Annotated in this window: 15 protein-coding genes; 14 read left to right on the top strand and 1 reads right to left on the bottom strand. The window is 59.9% G+C overall.

What is annotated here, in order from left to right:
* Positions 1-58: 58 nt before the first annotated feature.
* The 12 genes from KVT38_RS01005 (at position 59) to xylF (ending at position 14,416) form a co-directional block, all read left to right on the top strand.
* Positions 59-955, top strand: coding sequence for an SDR family oxidoreductase (locus tag KVT38_RS01005; RefSeq protein WP_217591821.1), 897 nt, complete (start codon positions 59-61; stop codon positions 953-955).
* Positions 956-1,166: 211 nt separating this feature from the next.
* Positions 1,167-1,556 (top strand): iron chaperone, encoded by a 390-nt coding sequence (locus KVT38_RS01000; protein WP_217591820.1) that lies wholly within the window; start codon positions 1,167-1,169, stop codon positions 1,554-1,556.
* 507 nt (positions 1,557-2,063) lie between these two features.
* Positions 2,064-2,585, top strand: a complete 522-nt coding sequence (locus KVT38_RS00995; protein ID WP_217591819.1) for a DinB family protein — start codon at positions 2,064-2,066, stop codon at positions 2,583-2,585.
* Positions 2,586-2,689: 104 nt separating this feature from the next.
* Complete coding sequence (locus tag KVT38_RS00990) at positions 2,690-3,334, top strand: hypothetical protein (RefSeq protein WP_217591975.1); 645 nt, start codon at positions 2,690-2,692, stop codon at positions 3,332-3,334.
* Positions 3,335-3,369: 35 nt separating this feature from the next.
* Positions 3,370-5,178, top strand: a complete 1,809-nt coding sequence (locus KVT38_RS00985) for a cyclic nucleotide-binding domain-containing protein (protein ID WP_217591818.1) — start codon at positions 3,370-3,372, stop codon at positions 5,176-5,178.
* 280 nt (positions 5,179-5,458) lie between these two features.
* Positions 5,459-6,199 (top strand): hypothetical protein, encoded by a 741-nt coding sequence (locus tag KVT38_RS00980; RefSeq protein WP_254638881.1) that lies wholly within the window; start codon positions 5,459-5,461, stop codon positions 6,197-6,199.
* A gap of 14 nt (positions 6,200-6,213) precedes the next feature.
* Positions 6,214-7,902: a vWA domain-containing protein gene (locus KVT38_RS00975; RefSeq protein ID WP_217591817.1), complete on the top strand. Its 1,689-nt coding sequence runs from the start codon at positions 6,214-6,216 to the stop codon at positions 7,900-7,902.
* Positions 7,903-7,931: 29 nt separating this feature from the next.
* Complete coding sequence (locus tag KVT38_RS00970) at positions 7,932-9,071, top strand: toxic anion resistance protein (protein WP_217591816.1); 1,140 nt, start codon at positions 7,932-7,934, stop codon at positions 9,069-9,071.
* Positions 9,072-9,275: 204 nt separating this feature from the next.
* Complete coding sequence (locus tag KVT38_RS00965; RefSeq protein ID WP_217591815.1) at positions 9,276-10,253, top strand: sugar ABC transporter substrate-binding protein; 978 nt, start codon at positions 9,276-9,278, stop codon at positions 10,251-10,253.
* The gene (locus KVT38_RS00960) at positions 10,250-11,695 is read left to right on the top strand and encodes a sensor histidine kinase (RefSeq protein WP_217591814.1); all 1,446 of its coding nucleotides are present in this window, start codon (positions 10,250-10,252) and stop codon (positions 11,693-11,695) included. The genes KVT38_RS00965 and KVT38_RS00960 overlap by 4 nt, the downstream gene beginning before the upstream one ends.
* Entirely contained in the window at positions 11,688-13,268 is a 1,581-nt protein-coding gene (locus KVT38_RS00955; protein WP_217591813.1) for a response regulator, read from the top strand. Before KVT38_RS00960 ends, KVT38_RS00955 begins: the two co-directional genes overlap by 8 nt.
* A gap of 2 nt (positions 13,269-13,270) precedes the next feature.
* Complete coding sequence (xylF, locus tag KVT38_RS00950) at positions 13,271-14,416, top strand: D-xylose ABC transporter substrate-binding protein (RefSeq protein ID WP_254638880.1); 1,146 nt, start codon at positions 13,271-13,273, stop codon at positions 14,414-14,416.
* Between the two features lie 1,100 nt (positions 14,417-15,516).
* Here the strand turns inward: xylF and KVT38_RS00945 are convergent.
* Positions 15,517-16,197, bottom strand: coding sequence for a TetR/AcrR family transcriptional regulator (locus KVT38_RS00945; RefSeq protein WP_217591812.1), 681 nt, complete (start codon positions 16,195-16,197; stop codon positions 15,517-15,519).
* Between the two features lie 158 nt (positions 16,198-16,355).
* On the opposite strand from KVT38_RS00945, the gene KVT38_RS00940 reads away from it, so the two are divergent.
* Positions 16,356-17,708 carry an MATE family efflux transporter gene (locus KVT38_RS00940; RefSeq protein ID WP_217591811.1) on the top strand — a complete coding sequence of 451 codons (1,353 nt, stop codon included), beginning with the start codon at positions 16,356-16,358 and terminating at the stop codon, positions 17,706-17,708.
* A gap of 191 nt (positions 17,709-17,899) precedes the next feature.
* The gene (locus KVT38_RS00935) at positions 17,900-19,009 is read left to right on the top strand and encodes a sugar ABC transporter substrate-binding protein (RefSeq protein WP_217591810.1); all 1,110 of its coding nucleotides are present in this window, start codon (positions 17,900-17,902) and stop codon (positions 19,007-19,009) included.
* Positions 19,010-19,235: the final 226 nt, after the last annotated feature.

Raw genomic sequence — 19,235 nt, 5'->3', positions numbered from 1 at the left:
GAAAGGAGTTCAAGCCTATCAGTTAAAAACGCGAAGCGCTTAATGGAGGGATGATCCGATGGCCGACCAATATGCGATGCAGGATCCGACGAAGCAGTATCCGAAGGCGGGACCCGAATACATGCAGGAGCAGGAGCCGCCGGGACTCCAGGTCGAGATGACCCCGATCCCCGACTGCGGGGAACGGACGTACCGCGGCACCGGACGGCTCGCCGGACGCAAGGCGATCGTGACCGGCGCGGACAGCGGCATCGGCCGCGCCGTGGCGATCGCCTTCGCGCGGGAGGGCGCCGACGTCGTGCTGTCGTATTTGCCCGAGGAAGAAGCGGATGCGCAGCAGGTCGTCAAGCTGGTGGAGGAGGCAGGGAGCAAGGCCGTCGCAGTGCCGGGCGACCAGAAGGATGAGGCCTACTGCGAGCAGCTGGTCGAAACCGCGGTCCGCGAGCTCGGCGGTCTTGACATCCTCGCGAACGTGGCGGGCATGCAGCAGTTCGTGACGGATATCGCGGAGCTGACGACCGAGCAGTTCGATGCGACGTTCAAGACGAACGTATACGGCCTGTTCTGGATCTGCAAGGCGGCGATCAAGCATATGCAGCCGGGCAGCACGATCATCAACACGTCGTCCATCCAGGCGTACAAGCCTGCGCCGATTCTGCTCGACTACGCCACGACGAAGGGCGCGATCAACGTGTTCAGCAAGGCGCTGGCCCAGCAGGTGGCGAGCAAGGGCATCCGCGTCAACGTCGTCGCGCCGGGACCGGTCTGGACGCCGCTCCAGGTCGCCGGCGGCCAACCGACGGAGAAGCTGGCGAAGTTCGGCGAGACGACGCCGCTCGGCCGCCCGGGCCAGCCGGCGGAGATGGCGCCGGCGTACGTGTACCTGGCGAGCCAGGAATCAAGCTACGTCAGCGGCGAGACGCTGAACGCGAACGGCGGCACGCCGACGCCTTGAATCGCCTGTTGCGGAGCAGTCTACGGCAAGCAGGATGGAACGGGACGAAGCGCTTTCGGCTTCGTCCCGTTTTTGCTATTTCGCTTCCTGTTCCACACCTTTAACGCGCCCTCCCCATAGCCCGCACGGGCCTGTCTTTTCCGTTGTACGATCATTTCGAATATACTAAATAGAGTCATCTCCAATTCGATCTGTAAAGGGGCGCGAGGCCATGGATCAAAGCCGTAACTCGTTCGCATCGACGGAAGACTACATAGCGACATTCCCGCCCGAAGTTCAACGGCTGCTGCAGGAAGTCCGGGAGACGATCCGGTCGGCCGCGCCGGAAGCGAAGGAGAAGATCAGCTACCAAATGCCGACGTTCGATCTGCACGGCAACCTGGTCCACTTCGCGGCATTCAAAAACCATATCGGATTTTACCCGGGCGCAGACGGCATCGCGTCGTTTAAGGACGAGCTGTCGGCGTACAAGGGGGCGAAGGGCTCGGTGCAATTTCCGCTGGACAAGCCGCTGCCCCTTGAGCTGATCCGGCGAATCACCGCCTACAGAGCGAGTCAGAACAAGGCGCGGGCTGAAGCGAAGCGCGGCAAAAAGGCTTAAGGCCCGGGTTCTCGCGAATGCCGCTGCTCGAGACAATCGTGACGCAGCTATGCCCGGACGGAGCGGAATTGTTCCTACTTGGGACTACCGCGACGCACCGACGCGCGGACAGAGTGAATTTTGTTCCTACATGAGACTACCGTGACACAGCGACGCCCAGACGAGTCGATTTGTTCCTACCTGGGACTACCGTGCTGCTGCGATGCATGGACCGAGCGGGTTTGTTTCTACCTGGGATTACCGAAACGCAGCGATGATCGGACGAAGCGGATTTGTTCTTACATAGGACTACCGTGACAAGGCGTCGCTCGGACAGAGCGGGTTTGTTCCTACATAGGATTACCGTGACACAGCGACGTTCTGACGCAGCTAGTTGGTTCCTACATAGGATTACTGCGACGCACCAACGCCCGGACGGAGCAGATTTGTTCCTACCTGAGACTAACCTGCCCATAGCCCCAACAAACGTCGCCCCATCAAACCCTTTCCACTAAAGGAGGACTTTGCGTGAATTTTAACCTGGAAGAAGCGATCGCCATCCTCAGCCGCACGCCGCAGACGCTCACATCGTTCCTGTCGGGACTGCCCGAAGGCTGGCTGGACTGCAACGAAGGCGAAGGCACCTGGAGTGCGGACGAAGTCGTCGGCCACCTGATCGACGGGGAGCGGACGAATTGGATTCCGCGTCTTGTGTTTTTGTTGGAAGAGGGCGAGAGCAAGCCGTTTCCCGTGTTCGACCGGTTCGCGCATCTGGGCGCCGAGCGCCGAACGACGGAGCAAAAGCTCGAGGAATTCGCCGTGCTCAGAACCCGAAGCATCGAGCGACTGCGAGCCATCGTCGACAGTGAGGATCTGCTGGAGCGGACTGGCACACATCCGGCGTTCGGCACGGTCAAAGCCAGGGAGCTCATCTCCGCATGGGTCGTGCACGATCTGACGCATCTGGCGCAGATTGTCAGGACGATGGCGAAACGATACAAGACGGACGTCGGCCCTTGGGTCCAATATTTGGGCATTCTCAACCGGTGAGCTGGTGTCTCGGCACGCGCCGAGCCGCTTCATTTTTCATTGACGCCCCTCTACCCGCATAATAAACTGGCAATAACGGCTTTATTTTGCAGGGGGGCTTCGGGTTGAGTTCGAAAAAAAGAGCATTGACGATGGCCGGCGTATTCGTGGCGGGCATCATTGGCGGAGGCGCGCTGATGTACAGCGACTCGGTATATGACGCGGTGAACGACGCGCTGGGCAAGGGCGCGACGCAGAACGCAATCGGCAGCGTCGGCGGCGTGACACCGATTGACGTGAGCGGCATGGATTTGGAGACGGCGTTAAATGCGGTTCAGGCGAATCGCGCCAGCTTGCTGGAGCAGCAGCTGAAGGATCAGATCAATGCCGTGCAGGCGAAGAACGATCAAATCGCCAAGTTGAATCAGGCGCTGGCCACGGCGAACCGGCTGCTCGGATCGTTCGGCGGCGACGCCAAAGCGGATACGCCCGTGCCGTCGAACGCCGCTTCGAGCGCGAATGCCGCGGAGCTCCAAACCGCGCTTAACAACGCGTCTCTGACCGATCCTCTACCGACGACGAAGGGGCAGCTTGACGGACTCATCCAATCGATCAAAGGCAAGATCGACTCGCTTGCGAACTCGCAGCAGATGGATATGCTGCGCCTCCAGAGCTTGTCCAACAAGCGCAACGAGGCGTTTGACATCATGTCGAACTTCATTCAAAAGATGCAGGACTCCCGCAGCTCCATCATCGGCAATATGAGATAAACGGGCAGGTCCCGCGCGGAAACGGAAGAGCTGCCATGAATCGAGAAGACATCATCGCGTTTTTGGGCGACCATGCCCTGCTGCGCGGCATACCCGACCCAGAGCTCCGCATCGCGGCCGCTTCGATCGAGCCTGTCTCGTTCGAGGACGGCCGTTCGCTGCTTGTGGAGGGGGATACGGGAACGGACTGCTACTTTATCTGTCGCGGTTCGGTACAGGTATCCTCGCGCAATCTGGTAGGCAAGACGCTGCTGCTCGCCGAGCTTGGCCCCGGTGCGCTCGTCGGCGAGATCGGGCTGCTGCGCCGCGAGCGTCGAACCGCGACGGTGACCGCGATCGGCGACGTCGAGGCGCTGCGGCTGGACCGGCGTTCGTTTGAGCTGCTCGCCGAGCGCAGTCCGCTTTTTCACGAGAGCCTGCTGCTCACCGTCCGAATCCGCATGATTCACCGATTGCTGCGCAAAGCCTCGATCTGGTCGGATATCCCCGATGCCGAGCTCCGCGGACTGGCGGAGATCACGACGGTGCTTCCCATGAAGAAAGGCGACATCCTCGTTCGGGAAGGCGATGCGGCCGATCGCTTTTATATGATCAGCGCGGGGCGCGTCGAAGTTCGGGCGTCGGGACGGCGAAAAGCGCAGCTGCGGGAAGGCGACTTTTTCGGAGAGATCGGACTGCTGTCCGGCACGCCCGCCGAAGCGACGGCGACGGCCGCCGAAGACGGCGAGCTGCTCGTGATGGGCAAAAGCGAATTTCAATACATATTGGACTATTACGCGCCGGTGCGCCGGCAGTTCATGGAGATGCTTCGCATCCGGGCGCCGCATCTGATGCCGCGGGCGGAGGGCGTCGAAGCCCCGGTCGTCGCGCCCGAGCCCGCACTCCCCAAGGCCAAGGAGCGCTGGGTGGATGCGCTGCTGTGGCTCGGCGGAGGCTTTGTCCTGTTAACAGTGCTCGCCTTGATCGTGCGCAGCGACTGGCTGAGCTTCGTCACGCTGATCGTCGGCGGCTTCGTAGGTCCCGTGACGTTTGTCTCCTACATCCGGGGGCACCAGCTGCTGGGGTTCAGCAGCCTTCGACTCGGCTTGATTTTCCTGTCCTCCGCTGTCGTCGCCGTACCGTTGGCCTGGTATCTGGAGCATGTGTCGCTCTTCGGCGCCGGTCAGGGAGACTTCACGCACTTCAGGGTGCCCTTGACGGTGTCCGTCATCGAAGAAGGAGCCAAGCTGCTCGTCTGTCTGGCGCTGCTTCGCACGAAGCAGATGCGCTTCCTGATGGATGCAGTCGTCTTCGGCGCGGCGGCGGGCATGGGGTTCGCGGCGATTGAGAGCGTCATCTACGGCTGGTCCCATCTCGGCGAAGCCTCATCCGCGGGCATGCTGTCCGTGCTCTGGATCCGCGCGCTGCTGTCGCCTTTCGGTCACGGCACTTGGACGGCGATCGCCGCCGCGGGCATCTGGATCGCGTCGGCGCGCGCTTCCGGCACAGGCGCAGGGGCAAGACTGCGCATGCGGCCTTGGATCGCGGTCCTTTTGCTGGCGGCTGTCGTCGCGCTGCATGCGCTTTGGGATCTGCGATTCGCAGGCGGTCTCGCGAAGGTGGGGATGATGGCCGCGGTCGGAGGCGCAGGCATCGGTCTTCTCTACTGGCTTATCCGCACGGGCCGCAGAGAAGAATACCGCGCATTTGCCGCGCTGAATCCATATGTCCAGGAGTCGGTGCGGCACGTCGACGCCGTGGGGGAGGCGCCCGGCGAGCTTCGCTGCGACGGCTGTGGCACCGTCTCCCCTCGGGAGACGCGCTACTGCGCCCGTTGCGGTCGCGCGCTAAGGGCCAAGGACTGAACGCAGTGCGCGGCACGACGCAGCGCCAAAAAATAGAGTAACTTCTTCCGCCGCTATTACGTATTCCCCCTATAAGGCAGCAAAGGCAGCTAAGGCGGCGTCGCCGCCGCGCTGTCGGCTGCGGCCGTTTAGACGGTTATTTTGTTAATAACCCTCGAACCCTAGCATTATATGGTACTATTTAATTACATGAACTGAGCGCCCGATCGATCGCATATTCATAGCATAGCTAGCGCGAACGGACCGGACATTCATACACCGAGGGAAGGGGCTACGAGCGTTGGTCGCCAAGAATTATTTGAAAATGCTGGGGGTCGTGGTCGGCGCGGCCCTCGTGAATATTGTCGCGCTGTCGCCCGCCTTTGTCGGTCTGACGATCGGCGGCGGCGCGTTCGAGACGGCGCTGGGCGTGACGCTGCTGGCTGCCAGCGCCATTGCGATCATTTACGGCAGCTACAATTGGCTCTACCGATCGTCGATCGTACTGGCCGCGTCCAAGCCGATCAAGACCCGGGAGGACTATGCGGGCGCGCTGGCGCAGTACGGCAAGGTCCGCGCGCTCGCGGAGGATATCGCGGTGGCGCTGGAGCAGATGGACCGCATGGACAAGAAAAAGGCGACGCTGCTTAAAGTGCTCCATCAGCGATTCGATCCCGCCGAGATGAGCTTCTCCAAGTTTTCCGGCGTGGCCGACGAAGTGGAGAATCTATTCTATTTGAATATCAAGAGCGTGCTCAATCGGCTCGGCGTGTTCGACGAAGCCGAATACGAGCGGGTGATGACGCGCAAGTCTGCGCGCTACTCGCCGAAGCTGCTCCAGGAGAAAACCGATTTTTACAACGAATATATGGCCTACATCAAGCACGCGATCGGCACAAACGAAGAGATGCTCTTGCAGCTCGACAAGCTGCTGCTGGAGATCTCGCGTCTGGACAGCATCGAGCCGGGCGACATCGAACGGATGCCCGCCATGGTGGAGATCGACTCCCTGATTAAGCAAACCAAGTACTATAAACAGTAAGGGGTGCAAGCGCATTGAGGAGCGGCAAAAAGTTTTTATGGGTAACCGGCATTATTCTGATCGTCGTGTTCGCGATCGTCTACATCGGGGTCAACGTGTCCACGAACTGGGGCAAGTCCGACAAGCAGGTGGCGACGGAAGACGCGGGCAAGCGGCTGAACAAGCTATACGGCAATATCGACGTCACGACGGAGACGCCGGTCAAGGGTCAGATCGACCTCGATCCGGTCGACGTCGCCGCGTCGCTACCCGACATCGCCAAGTTTCCGATCACGGCGGACAGCACAACTTCTGACTTCGCGGAGATTTTCTCCTCGACGGAGAAGTCGGGCACGGGCAACGACGGATGGCTGACGGACGTGGTGAACGATTTTAACAAAGCGAATATCAGCGTGAACGGCAAGACGGTGTCGGTCAAGCTGCGCAACATCGCTTCGGGCACGGCGACGGACTATATCCGCTCCGGCAAGTACGTGCCGGACGCCTTCACGCCGTCCAACGAGCTGTGGGGCGAGATGGTCAAGGCAGCGGGCGTGAAAACGCAGCTCGTCGCCAAGCGCCTTGTCGGCAACGTCCCGGGCATCGTCATTTCCAAGGCCAAAAACGACGCGCTTATCCAGAAGTACGGCTCGATCAGCGTGAAGACCGTTACCGATGCGATCGCGGCAGGCGAATTCGCCATGGGCTACACGGACCCTTTCGCCAGCTCGACCGGACTTAACTTTCTCGTCAGTGCGCTGAAGACGTTCGACGGCTCGAACCTGCTTAGCGACAAGGCGGTACAGGGCTTCGAGAACTTCCAGGCGAACGTGCCGTTCATCGCTTCCACGACGCTGCAAATGCGCGACGCCGCCAAGTCGGGCGCGCTCGACGGATTCGTGCTGGAGTATCAGACCTACGTCAACGCGGCGGATCTGAAGGGCGGCTACGTGTTCACGCCGTTTGGCGCGAGGCACGACAGCCCGCTGTACGCGCTCGGCAACATTTCCGCCACGAAGCTTGAGATCGTCAAAAAATTCGCGGAGTTCGCGGCGCAGGCCAAATATCAGGACGCGGCCAAGAGCAAGGGCTTTAACGAGCTGGAGGATTACAAGCCGACGGTCGGCGCGGTCGACGGCAGCACGCTGATCGCCGCGCAGAAGGTGTGGAAGGAAAAGAAAAACGGCGCCAAGCCGATCGCCGCCGTATTCGTCGCCGACGTCTCCGGCAGCATGGACGGCGAGCCGCTGAACCGGCTGAAGGAGTCGCTGCTCAAGGGACAGAAATACCTCGGCCGCGACAACAGCATCGGTCTCGTCTCGTATTCCAGCGCCGTCACGATCAACCTGCCGATCGGCAAGTACGACACGAACCAGCAGTCGATGTTCGTCGGCGCGGTCGATGGCCTGCAGGCGGGCGGCAGTACGGCGACGTTCGACGGCGTCGTCGTCGCGCTCAAGATGCTGCAGGACTACATGGCGGCCACGCCGAACGTCAAGCCGCTGATCTTCGTCCTGAGCGACGGCGAGACGAACGTCGGCCTCAAGCTCAAGGAAGTCCAGGGCCTCATCGAGAGCTACAAGGTTCCGATCTACACGATCGGCTACAACGCAGACATCAAGGCGCTGCAAAATATTTCGAGCATCAACGAAGCCGCCAGCATCAACGCGGACACGGACGATGTCGTCTACAAGCTCGGCAACCTGTTTAACGTTCAATTGTAACTTTAGGCCATAGGAGAGGTGGACGCGAGATGTCATTTTCGATGGAAGTCCCAAGCCAGGAAGAGATCAAGGTCGCGATCGAAGAGGAGGTCAAGCCCGTCCCCGAGGAAGTCGCCAAGCTCAAGGAGCTGGCGGACAACAACGTGAACGCGATCATGTCGCTCGACCTCGAGTCGCTTGACAACCGCAAAGGGATTCTGCAGTCGATCGATACGTTCGGCATGAACACGATGCGGTCTTCGTCCGAGAAAAACCAGCTGCTGCAAATTACGGTCGGCAACCTGTCGAAGACGGGAGACGACGGCGGCCAGGTCGCCAAAGGGCTCTCAGAGCTGAACATTCAGCTCAAGGATCTCGACCCGAGCGCCGTCGACTTCGCCAAGCACGGACTGCTCGGCAAGCTGTTCAATCCGCTGCGCGCCTACTTCGCGCGGTACGAGAAGGCGGATGCCGTCATCGCGGACATCATCGTCTCCCTCGACAAGGGCAAGACGACGCTCAAGAACGACAATACGACGCTCGAGATCGAGCAGCAGACGCTGCGCGACTTGACCAAGAAGCTGCAAAAGGAAATCGAGCTCGGCACGCTGATGGACGCGTCGATCGAACAGCAGGTCGAAGCGGCTAAGGTACGGGGTGAGGATCCCGAGAAGATCCGCTTTATCACGGAGGAGGTCATGTTCCCGCTTCGCCAGCGCCTGATGGATCTGCAGCAGATGCAGGTCGTCAACCAGCAGGGCATCATGGCGATCGAGGTCGTCGTGCGGAACAACAAGGAGCTCATTCGCGGCGTCGACCGCGCCAAGAACGTCACCGTGTCCGCACTCAAGATCGCCGTCACCGTCGCAAGCGCGCTGTACAACCAGAAGATCGTGCTGAAAAAGATCGAGCTGCTCAACCAGACGACAAACGAGCTGATCGCCGGCACGTCCCGCATGCTCAAGGACCAGGGCGCCGCGATCCACAAGCAAGCGCTTGAGGCGAACATTTCCGTCGATACGATGAAGCAGGCGTTCACCGACGTGCTGTCCGCGCTCGATTCGATCAGCGCATTCAAGCAGGAGGCGCTGCCGAAGATGCGCGAGACGATCAACCAGTTCCGCGAGCTGGCGGATACCGGGGAAAAGCAAATCCAGCGGCTCGAGCGGGGCAACAAGCTGGGGTTATAATCGTCGCTCTACTTGGATTCAACCATCCATCATAAGCCGGCCCGGCCGTCTGATTCTCAGACGGCCGGGTTTCTTGTTTTGCGGTTCGGGAGGCGGACGACGCGCGGGAACGGGCAGCGGCCGGCTGCCGGGAATCTTCGCGTTTGATCTTCCGTTCGCCTCTGCTATGATGTAGCTAGTCCAAATGGAAACGGAGTCATTCGCTTGCGCAAACCGTTGCTTGTTCTGATCGGCGTCCTGTGCGCCATTCTCTTATACTTTACGGTTCGGTCGGCAGACCGGGTATTCCGTTCCGACGGGGAGCTTCCGCAGACGCGGGCGGAGCAGGAGCCCCGCTACCGCCTCGTCCTCATCACGCAGGAGCTGGATACGCCGTTCTGGAACGAGGTCGCAGCGGGCGCGAAGGCGGAGGCGAAGGCGAGCGGCGCCGGCATCGAGATATGGGGCAGCTACAACAAAGACCAGGACGATTTTCTGAAGAAGCTCGAGATCGCCATCGCTTCCAAGGTGGACGGGATTATCCTGCAGGGACTCGATACGGAAGCGTTTAAAAATTTGACGAAGGTTAAAGCGGCCTTTTACGGCATCCCCGTCATTACGGTCGGAAGCGACGTGCCGATGGCCGAGAGTCTCCGGCGAACGTATGTCGGCTCCGATCAGTTCGCGGCCGGACAGATGATCGCCAGGCAGCTTATCGCGGACATGGGCACGTCGGGCACCGTCATCCTGATGGGCGACGATCGGCAGGAATATTACCAGCGGCAGCGCATTCAGGGCATCGACGACGTGCTTAAAAGCTATCCCGGCGTCAAGAGGGCCTACGCGCAAACAGGGGAGACGCGCGAGCAGGTGATCGCCACGACGCAGGATATGATGAACAAGCTGCCGGACGTCCAAGCCTTTATCGCCGTGAACGCCAGTATTGCCGACGCGATGATTCAGGAAATCGGCAGACGCTCGCAGGTGGGGCCGTACGACATTTACACGTTCGACGACAGCTCGGACAGCCTGGACCTGCTCAAGGCGGGCAAGCTCGACGGCGTACTCGAGCAGTCGCCGGACAAGATGGGAAGGATGAGCGTGAACCTGATGGTTAAATGGCTGAGCGGGGAGGTCATGCCGCTGAATACCGACGGCTACCTGACCGATATCCGGATGCTCAAGCTGAAGGAGGCGCCATGACGAGCATTCAGCGCAAGATCTGGGCGCTCGTCGCCATCGTCCTTTTTATCATGGTCGCGATCTGGATAACGCTGACGTATTACAACCAGAAGACGCAGGAGCAGTACAATGACATTTTGCAGCGATACCTGCGCATGAACGAGGTGACGACCGCGAGTCAGCAGACGATCGCCGCGCTCAACAACTACCGGCTGGAGCCGACGATCGCCAATCAGGGCCTGCTCGACCGAAGCAAGGAAGAGCTGCGCAGAGCGAGGCTAGGCGTCATCAATCTCCGGAACGCGGACAACGACTTTGCGATTACCAACTACATGAACCTGATCGACAGCCTGCTCGAGACGGTGGACCGCTCGCTGCTCTTTCAATCCGAGAAGGAGTCCGAGGATTCGGCGAACGCTTTTCTCGAAGCGACGCGCGTCTCCAGGTACATCTCCGAGATGACGCTCACCTTGATCGACACCGAGCTCAAAACGTATGACCAGTTCTACCGCGGCATCATCGAGCAATCGGCCGAGCTCAAGAAGCTGGGCGTCTGGCTGCTGCTCACGATCACGGTGCTTATGCTGCTGTTCACGTACGGATTTTCCCTGAGCATCACGCGTCCGATCCAGAAGCTCACGCAAGCGGCCAGGGAGCTGTCGCGCGGACGGTTCGACCTGAAGGTCGAGGTCAAATCCAACGACGAGATCTCCTTCCTGGCCAAGATGTTCGAGCGGATGCGCGTCAATATCAACAACCTGATCTCGGAAATTCAGCAGAAAGCGCAGCTCGAGCACGAGCTTCAGCAGAACAAGCTGCTCCTGCAGGAGAGCCAACTGCGCAGCCTGCAGAGCCAGATCAACCCGCATTTCCTGTTCAACACGCTCGATACGCTGTCCAAGAAGGCCTATCTCGAGGGCTCGGAGGAGACGAGCGACCTGCTCGCGAGCGTCGCGGGCCTGCTCCGGTACAATCTGAAGCGGCTTGACCGGTCCGTGACCTTGTATGACGAGGTCAAGGTACTGCACCAGTACATGGAGATTCAGAAGGCCAGGTTTACCGATCGTCTTCGGTTCGAGGCGGACATCGACGAGTCGTGCCTGCACGTTCAGCTCCCGGGCCTCACGCTGCAGCCGATCGTCGAAAACGCTGTCATCCATGCCGTCGAGCCTAGCGAGGAGGGCGGCACGATCCGTTTCCGCGTGGCGGACGGCGAGGAGCGGGTGAGAATCGAGATCGCCGACGACGGGACGGGCATGTCCGAGGACAAGGTGAGGCAAATTCTCGAAGAGCGCCCCATGGAGACGGAGGGACATTCGACCGGCATCGGCTTCAGCAATGTCGTCAGACGGCTCCGCCTTTTTTACGGCATCGAAGATGTCATGGACATCGCGAGTGGACCCGAAGGTACGACGATCGTCCTTCAAATTCCGAAAACAAGGAGATTCAATAGCGATGACTAAGCTCTTGATCGTGGACGACGAGCAGATCGAGCGGGACGGCTTGCAGGCGATCCTGCGAAGAGGCTTCCCCGAGCTCGACATTGCGCAGGCGAAAAACGGAAAAATCGCCGTGGACATGGCCGCAGAGCTGCAGCCCGACCTTATCCTGATGGACATCAAGATGCCGGGCATGAACGGTCTGGAGGCGATTGAGCAAATCTCGCAAGCGCAGCCGGGTATTAAGTTCATCATGGTCACGGCGTACGACACGTTCGATTATGCGCGATCGGCCATCAAGCTGGGGGTAAAGGACTACCTGCTCAAGCCGAGCAAAGCTAGCGAGATCATAGCGACCGTAGGCAAGGTGCTGAGCCAGATCGAGGCGGAGCGGAGCGCGGCGGAGACGAGCAAGCGGCAGGAGGATGCGCTGCGCAAGGTGCTGCCCGTCATTGAGGCCGACGTCGTCACGCAGCTGCTGTTCGACCACGTGCACGAGGTTCACCTGGGCGAGCTGGTCGGGCTGCTGGGCGAGAGCGTGGGAGGAGAGCCGTTCGCGATGTGCGTGCTGCTGCCGCAAGGCGCGGAGGGACTGTACGGCTCGATCCGGGAAAAAGCGAGACAGGCGGGCGGCGGCTGGGTGGGCGCGATGTACGGGCGGCATATTCCGGTCATCGCGTTCCGGGATTCGGCCCGTTCGTATCGCTCGCAGGCGCTGGCTCTGGCTCGCGATCTGCTGGCGGTCGTGGACGCGGGGACGCCGGGCGGGGCCTTGCAGGGTGCGAGCGTGCCGGGTTCGGGCGGTTCGTTCGTCGGCATCGGCGGCGTCTACGATTCGCTGGACCAGATTCGGCAATCCTATCAGGAGGCGCTCATCGCGTCCTCCGATCCGACGCTGCCGGTCAAGTACCGTTTTTATGCGGATACGCCGGTGCTGGGCATGGCCCGGGAAGGGCTGTCGGCGAAGCAGTGGGAGCGCCAATTTTTCGACCGCATCCGGCTTGGGCAGTGGGAGCAGGTCGAAGCGGATGTCCAGGAGCTGCTGCGGCGGTGCGAGAGCGAGGGAGCGGATCTGCTGCTCGGGCAGCAGCGGGCGCTGGAGCTGCTCTGGCTCGCTTCGCGGGTGCTGCTCGAGATGGGCGTCGAGACGGAGTCGCCGCTGTTTGCGGTGCAGGCCCGGGATTATCGGCAGCTGCGCGCCGAGACGGCCCTGCTGCTCGCCCGGATGCGTCAGGCGTTCGAGGCGCATCAGGAGCAGGTGCGGCCGGACGCGATCCAGCAGATCAAGCAGTACGTTTACGAGCATTCCCACGAGGACATCTCGCTCGAGGCGATCGGCAAGCGGGTCGGGCTCAGCCCCTTTTACGTCAGCAAGCTGTTCAAAGAGCAGCTCGGCGTCAACTACATCGATTTTCTCACCGAATGCCGCATCGACAAAGCCAAGAAGCTGATGGGCGATCCCGGGCGCAGCCTGAAGGAGATCACGTTCGAGGTCGGCTACCACGACCCGAACTATTTCAGCAAGGTGTTTAAAAAAATGTGCGACGTCTCGCCGACCGAATACCGCAAAACGCTGCTGGGCAAAAGGGGATCGTGAAGATGGTGCAGTCGTGGAAACGCGTCAAGCGAAGGGTGAAGCCGCTGCTGCTGATAGCGCTCGCGCTGTCGCTGGCAGGCTTGGCGGTTGGCTGCGACAGCGGCGGCCCGTCGGGGGCCGAGCCCTCGGCTTCCGCTTCGCAGGGAGCGGGGGGAGGCGGGGGCGGAGGCGGCGGTGGCGGGGGCATCGCGCCTCCGCATCATAGCGGGCCGATCAAGATCGGCTTTGCGATGGACACGCTGCTTGAGGAGCGCTGGCTGCGCGACCGCGATCTGTTCAAGGCGGCCGCCGAGGCGCTGGGCGCCGAGGTCGTCATCGAGGCGGCGAATGGCGACGACGCCAAGCAGATCTCGCAGGCCGAGACGATGATCGGCGAAGGCGTCGACATTCTCGTCATCGTGCCTCACAACGCGGCGGCGACTGCGGCGATCGTCAAACGCGCCCACTCCTCGGGCATTAAAGTGCTGGCCTACGACCGGCTTGTCAACAACGCCGATATCGACCTGTACGTCTCCTTCGACAACGAGAAGGGCGGCGAGCTGCAGGCGCAGGCGATGGTGCAGCAGGTGCCGCGCGGCAAGTACGTCTATATCGGCGGAGCGGACACGGACAACAACGCGCATATGTTCAAGCAAGGCGTGTTCAACGTCATCCAGCCGAAAATCGACGGCGGCGACATACGGGTCGTGTACGACCAATGGAGCAAGGATTGGTTGCCCGCGAGCGCGCTGGCGAACATGCGGGCGGCGCTCGACGCGAACGCAGGCCGCATCGACGCGGTCATCGCGGCCAACGACGCGACGGCGGGCGGCGTCGTGCAGGCACTGGCCGAGCGCGGGCTGGCGGGACGCATCCCGATCGCGGGCCAGGATGCGGATCTTGCGGCTGCGCAGCGGATCGTCGAGGGGACGCAGACGATGACCGTCTACAAGCCGATCAAGCTGCTGGCCGATAAGGCTGCGGAGCTCGCCTTCAAGCTCGCCCGCGGCGAAGACCCGGGTGCCGACCGCAAAGTCAACAACGGCAAGATCGAGGTGCCGTCCGTGCTGCTCTCGCCAATCGCCGTCGACAAGTCCAACATCGATGAGACGATCATCGCGGAGGGCTTCCACACGCGGGAGGAAGTGTACAAGAACGTGAAGCGGTAGGGACGCCGGCTGTTTCGGCGGAAGCAGGCGCGTTGCGCGAGAAGATTAAAGCGCCAGGGGCGATGCCCTGGCGCTTTTTCGCATGTTGCAAGCGGCAGCGTCGGCGCGAACGCGGGGAGCGACAGGGCCTGCATAGCGCAAAAATATGCTATGCCACGGATGGGAGTGAGCGTCGGCGCGAACGCGGGGAGCGACAGGGCCTGCATAGCGCAAAAATGCGCTATGCCACGGATGTGAGTGAGCGTTGGTGCGAACGCGGGGAGCAACTTGGCCAGCATAGCGCAAAAATGCGCTATGCCACGGATGTGAGTGAGCGTTGGTGCGAACGCGGGGAGCGACTTGGTCAGCATAGCGCAAAAATGCGCTATGCCACGGATGTGAGTGAGCGTCGGCGCGAACGCGGGGAGCGACTTGGTCAGCATAGCGCATAATTGCGCTATGCCGCGGATGCGAGTTAGGAGTGCGCGAACGCGAGAGCGACATGGCCTGCATAGCGCAAAATTGCGCTATGCCGCGGATGCGAGTTAGGAGTCGGCGCGAACGCGGGAGCGACTTGGTCAGCATAGCGCAAAATTGCGCTATGCCGCGGATGCGAGTTAGGAGTCGGCGCGAACGCAGGGAGCGACACGGCCCGCATAGCGTAAAAATGCGCTATGCCACGCACGTAAGTCAGCGTCGGCGCGAACGCGGGAGCGACTTGGTCAGCACAGCGCAAAATTGCGCTATGCCACGGATGTGAGTGAGCGTTGGTGCGTACGTGGGGAGCGACTTGGTCAGCATAGCGCAAAACTGTGCTATGCTGCGAATGCGAGTTAGCGTCGGCGCGAACGCAGGGAGCAACGTGGCCAGCATAGCGCAAAAATGCGCTATGCCTACGGATGTGAGTGAGCGTTGGTGCGAACGCGGGCAGCGCTATGGACAGCATAGCGCAAAATTGCGCTATGCCGCGGATGCGAGTTAGTGTCGGCGCGAACGCAGGGAGCGACACGGCCCGCATAGCGTAAAAATGCGCTATGCCACGCACGTAAGTCAGCGTCGGCGCGAACGGGGGAGCGACACGGCCCGCATAGCGCAAAATTGCGCTATGCTGCGAATGCGAGTTAGTTTTCCTGCGCCTGGATCACCTGCTCGATCCCGAGCAGGATCAGGTTCAGGCCGAATTCGAACGAGCGATCGGTGCCCATCAGCTCGAACATTCCGCTTTTGAACAACCTCCGGAACAGTCCCGCTTCCTCCTCGCTCATGGCGTCCAGCAAACGAACCATCCCGCCTTTATGGAATTCTCCCTGGTCGTTCATCATCGCGGCAACGTTGCGCTGATGCTGATAATCGTCCAGCACGAAGTAGTGAACGTAGTTCACGAGCGTAAGCACCGTTTGTATTTTCTGCTCCTGCGCAAGCGGCGTCGATTCCAGGCAGAGCAGCATACGGTTGGTAAGCCGGATGATGTCCGGCTCGTGAGGCAGCGTCAGCATCATCAGCTGCGTGGCGCAGGGGTACCGGCGGTGCACGTTTCGGATCGTCATCGCTATTCCCGCGAGCTGCGCCTTCCAATCCCCCTCAGAACGATACTCCTCCAGGATGATCCGCGATACTTGGTTGGCCAGGCGCTGATAGAGGTCCAGCTTGCTCTTGAAGTACCAGTACAACGAGGGCGCCTGAATGCCCAGCCGGTCGGCCAGCCGTCTCATGCTGAACTTTTCGATGCCGTCCTCTCCCAGAAGCGCCCATGACGCGTCCAGAATCTTGTCCTCCGATATTTGCGGCTGCTGCTTTTTCATCGATATCCGCCCTTTTGTCTAACGGTGTAAGATTGTTCTTTACAGGTGCATAAGCCCATGATATCATCTAACACTGTAAGGTTCAATCTAACGGTGTTAGACAGATGCCTGATAAAGTTAGACAACAGCCTGATAAACCAAAGAAAGCGGTGACTCCCATGGAATCTGCAAACCTTCACTACTTTGAAAAAGCGCCGATCGCCAAAGCCGTAGCCCACTTCGCCGTGCCGATGATGCTGGGTACTTCAATGAGCGTGATCTACTCGATCTTAAATGCCTTTTTCCTTGGCACGCTTGACAATACCGCCATGCTGTCCGCCCTTGCGCTCACGCTGCCGTTGTTCGCGATCATTATGGCGCTGGGCAACCTGATCGGCATCGGCAGCGGCGCATTCATCTCCCGTTTGCTGGGAGAGAAAAAATACGACGACGTAAAGCATCTGTCTTCGTTCGCTTTTTACAGCAGCTTAGTATTCGGGCTCATTGTGATGGCCGTCGGTCTACCGTTGATCGACCCGATCGTGCACGGGCTTGGGGCGACACCCGATTCGTTTGGATTCACGAAGGATTATGTCACGATTATGCTGATCGGTTCGCCGTTCGTCGTGCTGTTTTTCACATTGGAAAATATCGTGCGGTCGGAAGGTTCGGCCATCACGTCGATGGTCGGCATGATCCTCAGCGTCGTCGTTAACATCGCGCTCGATGCGCTTGCCATCTTCGTTTTGCACTGGGACGTGATCGGCGTCGCGTCCGCCACTGTCGTATCGAACCTCGTCGCGTGCGTATTTTTCGCCATCCATATGGGCTACAAGAGTTCGTTTCTAACCATCTCGGCTAAATGGTTCAAGATAACGAAGGACATCCTGAGCAATGTATTTAAAATCGGCGTCCCCGTCTTCGTCATGAGCGTATTTCTGGGGGCCATGTCGCTCATCTTCAACCACTATCTTGTCGAATACGGGGAGCAAGCCATCGCGGGTTACGGCATTTCGTCTCGCTTGCTGCAATTTCCCGAATTTATACTGATGGGCTTGTGCGAAGGTGTCGTGCCGCTGATCGCCTTCTCTTTTACGGCCAACAAACTGCGCATGAAGCATACGATTTCCTTTACGATCAAGACGATCGTGGCGCTGGCCGTCGTATTCGGCATCGTCGTCTATCTCGTATCCGACCACCTGATCGGCTGGTTTACGAACGACCCGCAGTTGATCGAAATGGGCAGCTACATTTTGCATGTGACGTTCCTCTCCTTGTTCATAACGGGCATGACCTCGCTGTTCACGGGGATCTTCCAAGCGACCGCGCAGGGTACCGCCGCATTTGTGATGTCCGTCGTCCAAGGGGCAACGTTGATTCCCGTGCTCTTTATCGCCAATCGTATGAACGGCTTCCACGGTGTCGTCTGGTCGCTCGTCATCGCGGATGCCGTGGCATTCCTGGTCGGAGCGATCATGCTGTACGCGCTGCGGAACAAATTGCAGCCTGATCTGGAGCAATTGGCGCAGTAAAAACAAAACAAGACCGTCGCGCAATCGTTAACCGCACCTTCGGGATGCGGTTTTTTTGCCATTTCCGGCCAGGATAAAATTTTGCAGACGGTCGCAAAAGAGTGCTATCGATAAGCGCTTTCATGGGGCTTGTCCGGTGCTATAGTTGGTCTTGCCAGAAAAACCGACGAGTTCGAAAGGGGTTACAACAAATGAAAAAAGGATTTAAAACAATCGCGCTGCTGATGGTTGTCATGCTGTTCGCGGCGGTCGCTGCGGCATGCGGCAAAGACGGAGCAGGCAGCGGCAAGGTGAGCGTGGGCATCGTGCTTCCGACGAAGGATGAGCCAAGATGGGTGCAAGACGAGCAACGCTTTAAGGATGCGCTGTCCGGCACGAAATATACGACGGATATTCTGTTCAGCCAAGGCTCTTCCGCCAAGGAAAAGGAAAACGTCGAAACGCTGATCAATAAAGGCATTCAAGTCCTCATCATCTGTCCGCAAGACGGCGACGCGGCAGCGGCTGCGGTAGAAGCCGCGAAGAAGGAAGGCATCAAGGTCATCTCCTACGACCGTCTGATCACCAACACGGACGCGGTCGACTACTACGTCACCTTTGACAGTGTCGCGGTCGGCGCGGCGCAAGCGCAATACCTGGTCGATCATGCCAAGGGCCAAGGCGAGCCGCTGTACTTGTACGCCGGCGCAGCTACCGACAACAACGCGTTCCTGTTTTTCCAAGGCGCATGGCAGACGCTGCAGCCGAAGATTGCGGACGGCACGTTCAAGATCGCGAACTCGAGCGAAGCGGTTGCGCTGAAGGATACGAAAGACCTGACCCGCGAGCAAATGAGCAAGATCATCGGCCAAGTGACCACGAACTGGGACGCCAACGAAGCCAAGAACAAAGCACAAACGCATCTGACCTCCGCAGCCGCCGACATGAAGGGCGACGTCGCTATCCTGGCGCCGAACGACGGCACGGCTCGCTCCATCGCCGACGTCTTCGGTTCCGACAAGGCGATTACGAGCTACGTCGTTACCGGCCAGGACGCCGAGAAGGCATCCATCCAATATGTCATCGACGGCAAACAATCCATGACGGTGTTCAAAGACGTCCGCACGCTGGTCAAGGACGCGATGGGCATGGCGGTCGACATCCTCGACGGCAAGACGCCTGAGACGACCGGCTCCTACAACAACGGCAAGGTGGACGTGAAGGCGAAGCAAACGGACGTCATCGTCGTCGACAAGGACAACGTGAAGAAAGAACTCATCGATTCGGACTACTACAAAGCAGGCGACTTCACGGGACTGTAATCCCGGCCGGCCAATAGCTTAGAGAGCGGGATCGTGATAGATGCGTCTATCGCGATTCCGCCATTATCGAATGTCGCTGCGCCTAAGGAGTGAAGAGAATGAGCGACTATATTTTAGAGATGAAGAGCATCACCAAGGAATTCCCGGGCGTCAAGGCGCTCACGGACGTCAGCTTCAAGGTCGAACGGGGCGAGATTCACTGTCTCATCGGGGAAAACGGCGCGGG

It is taken from the genome of Cohnella sp. GbtcB17, from assembly GCF_019091135.1.
Classification (GTDB): domain Bacteria; phylum Bacillota; class Bacilli; order Paenibacillales; family Paenibacillaceae; genus Cohnella.
The sequence above is the reverse complement of the archived record's forward strand: the minus strand, read 5'-3'. Positions and strand labels throughout refer to the sequence as shown.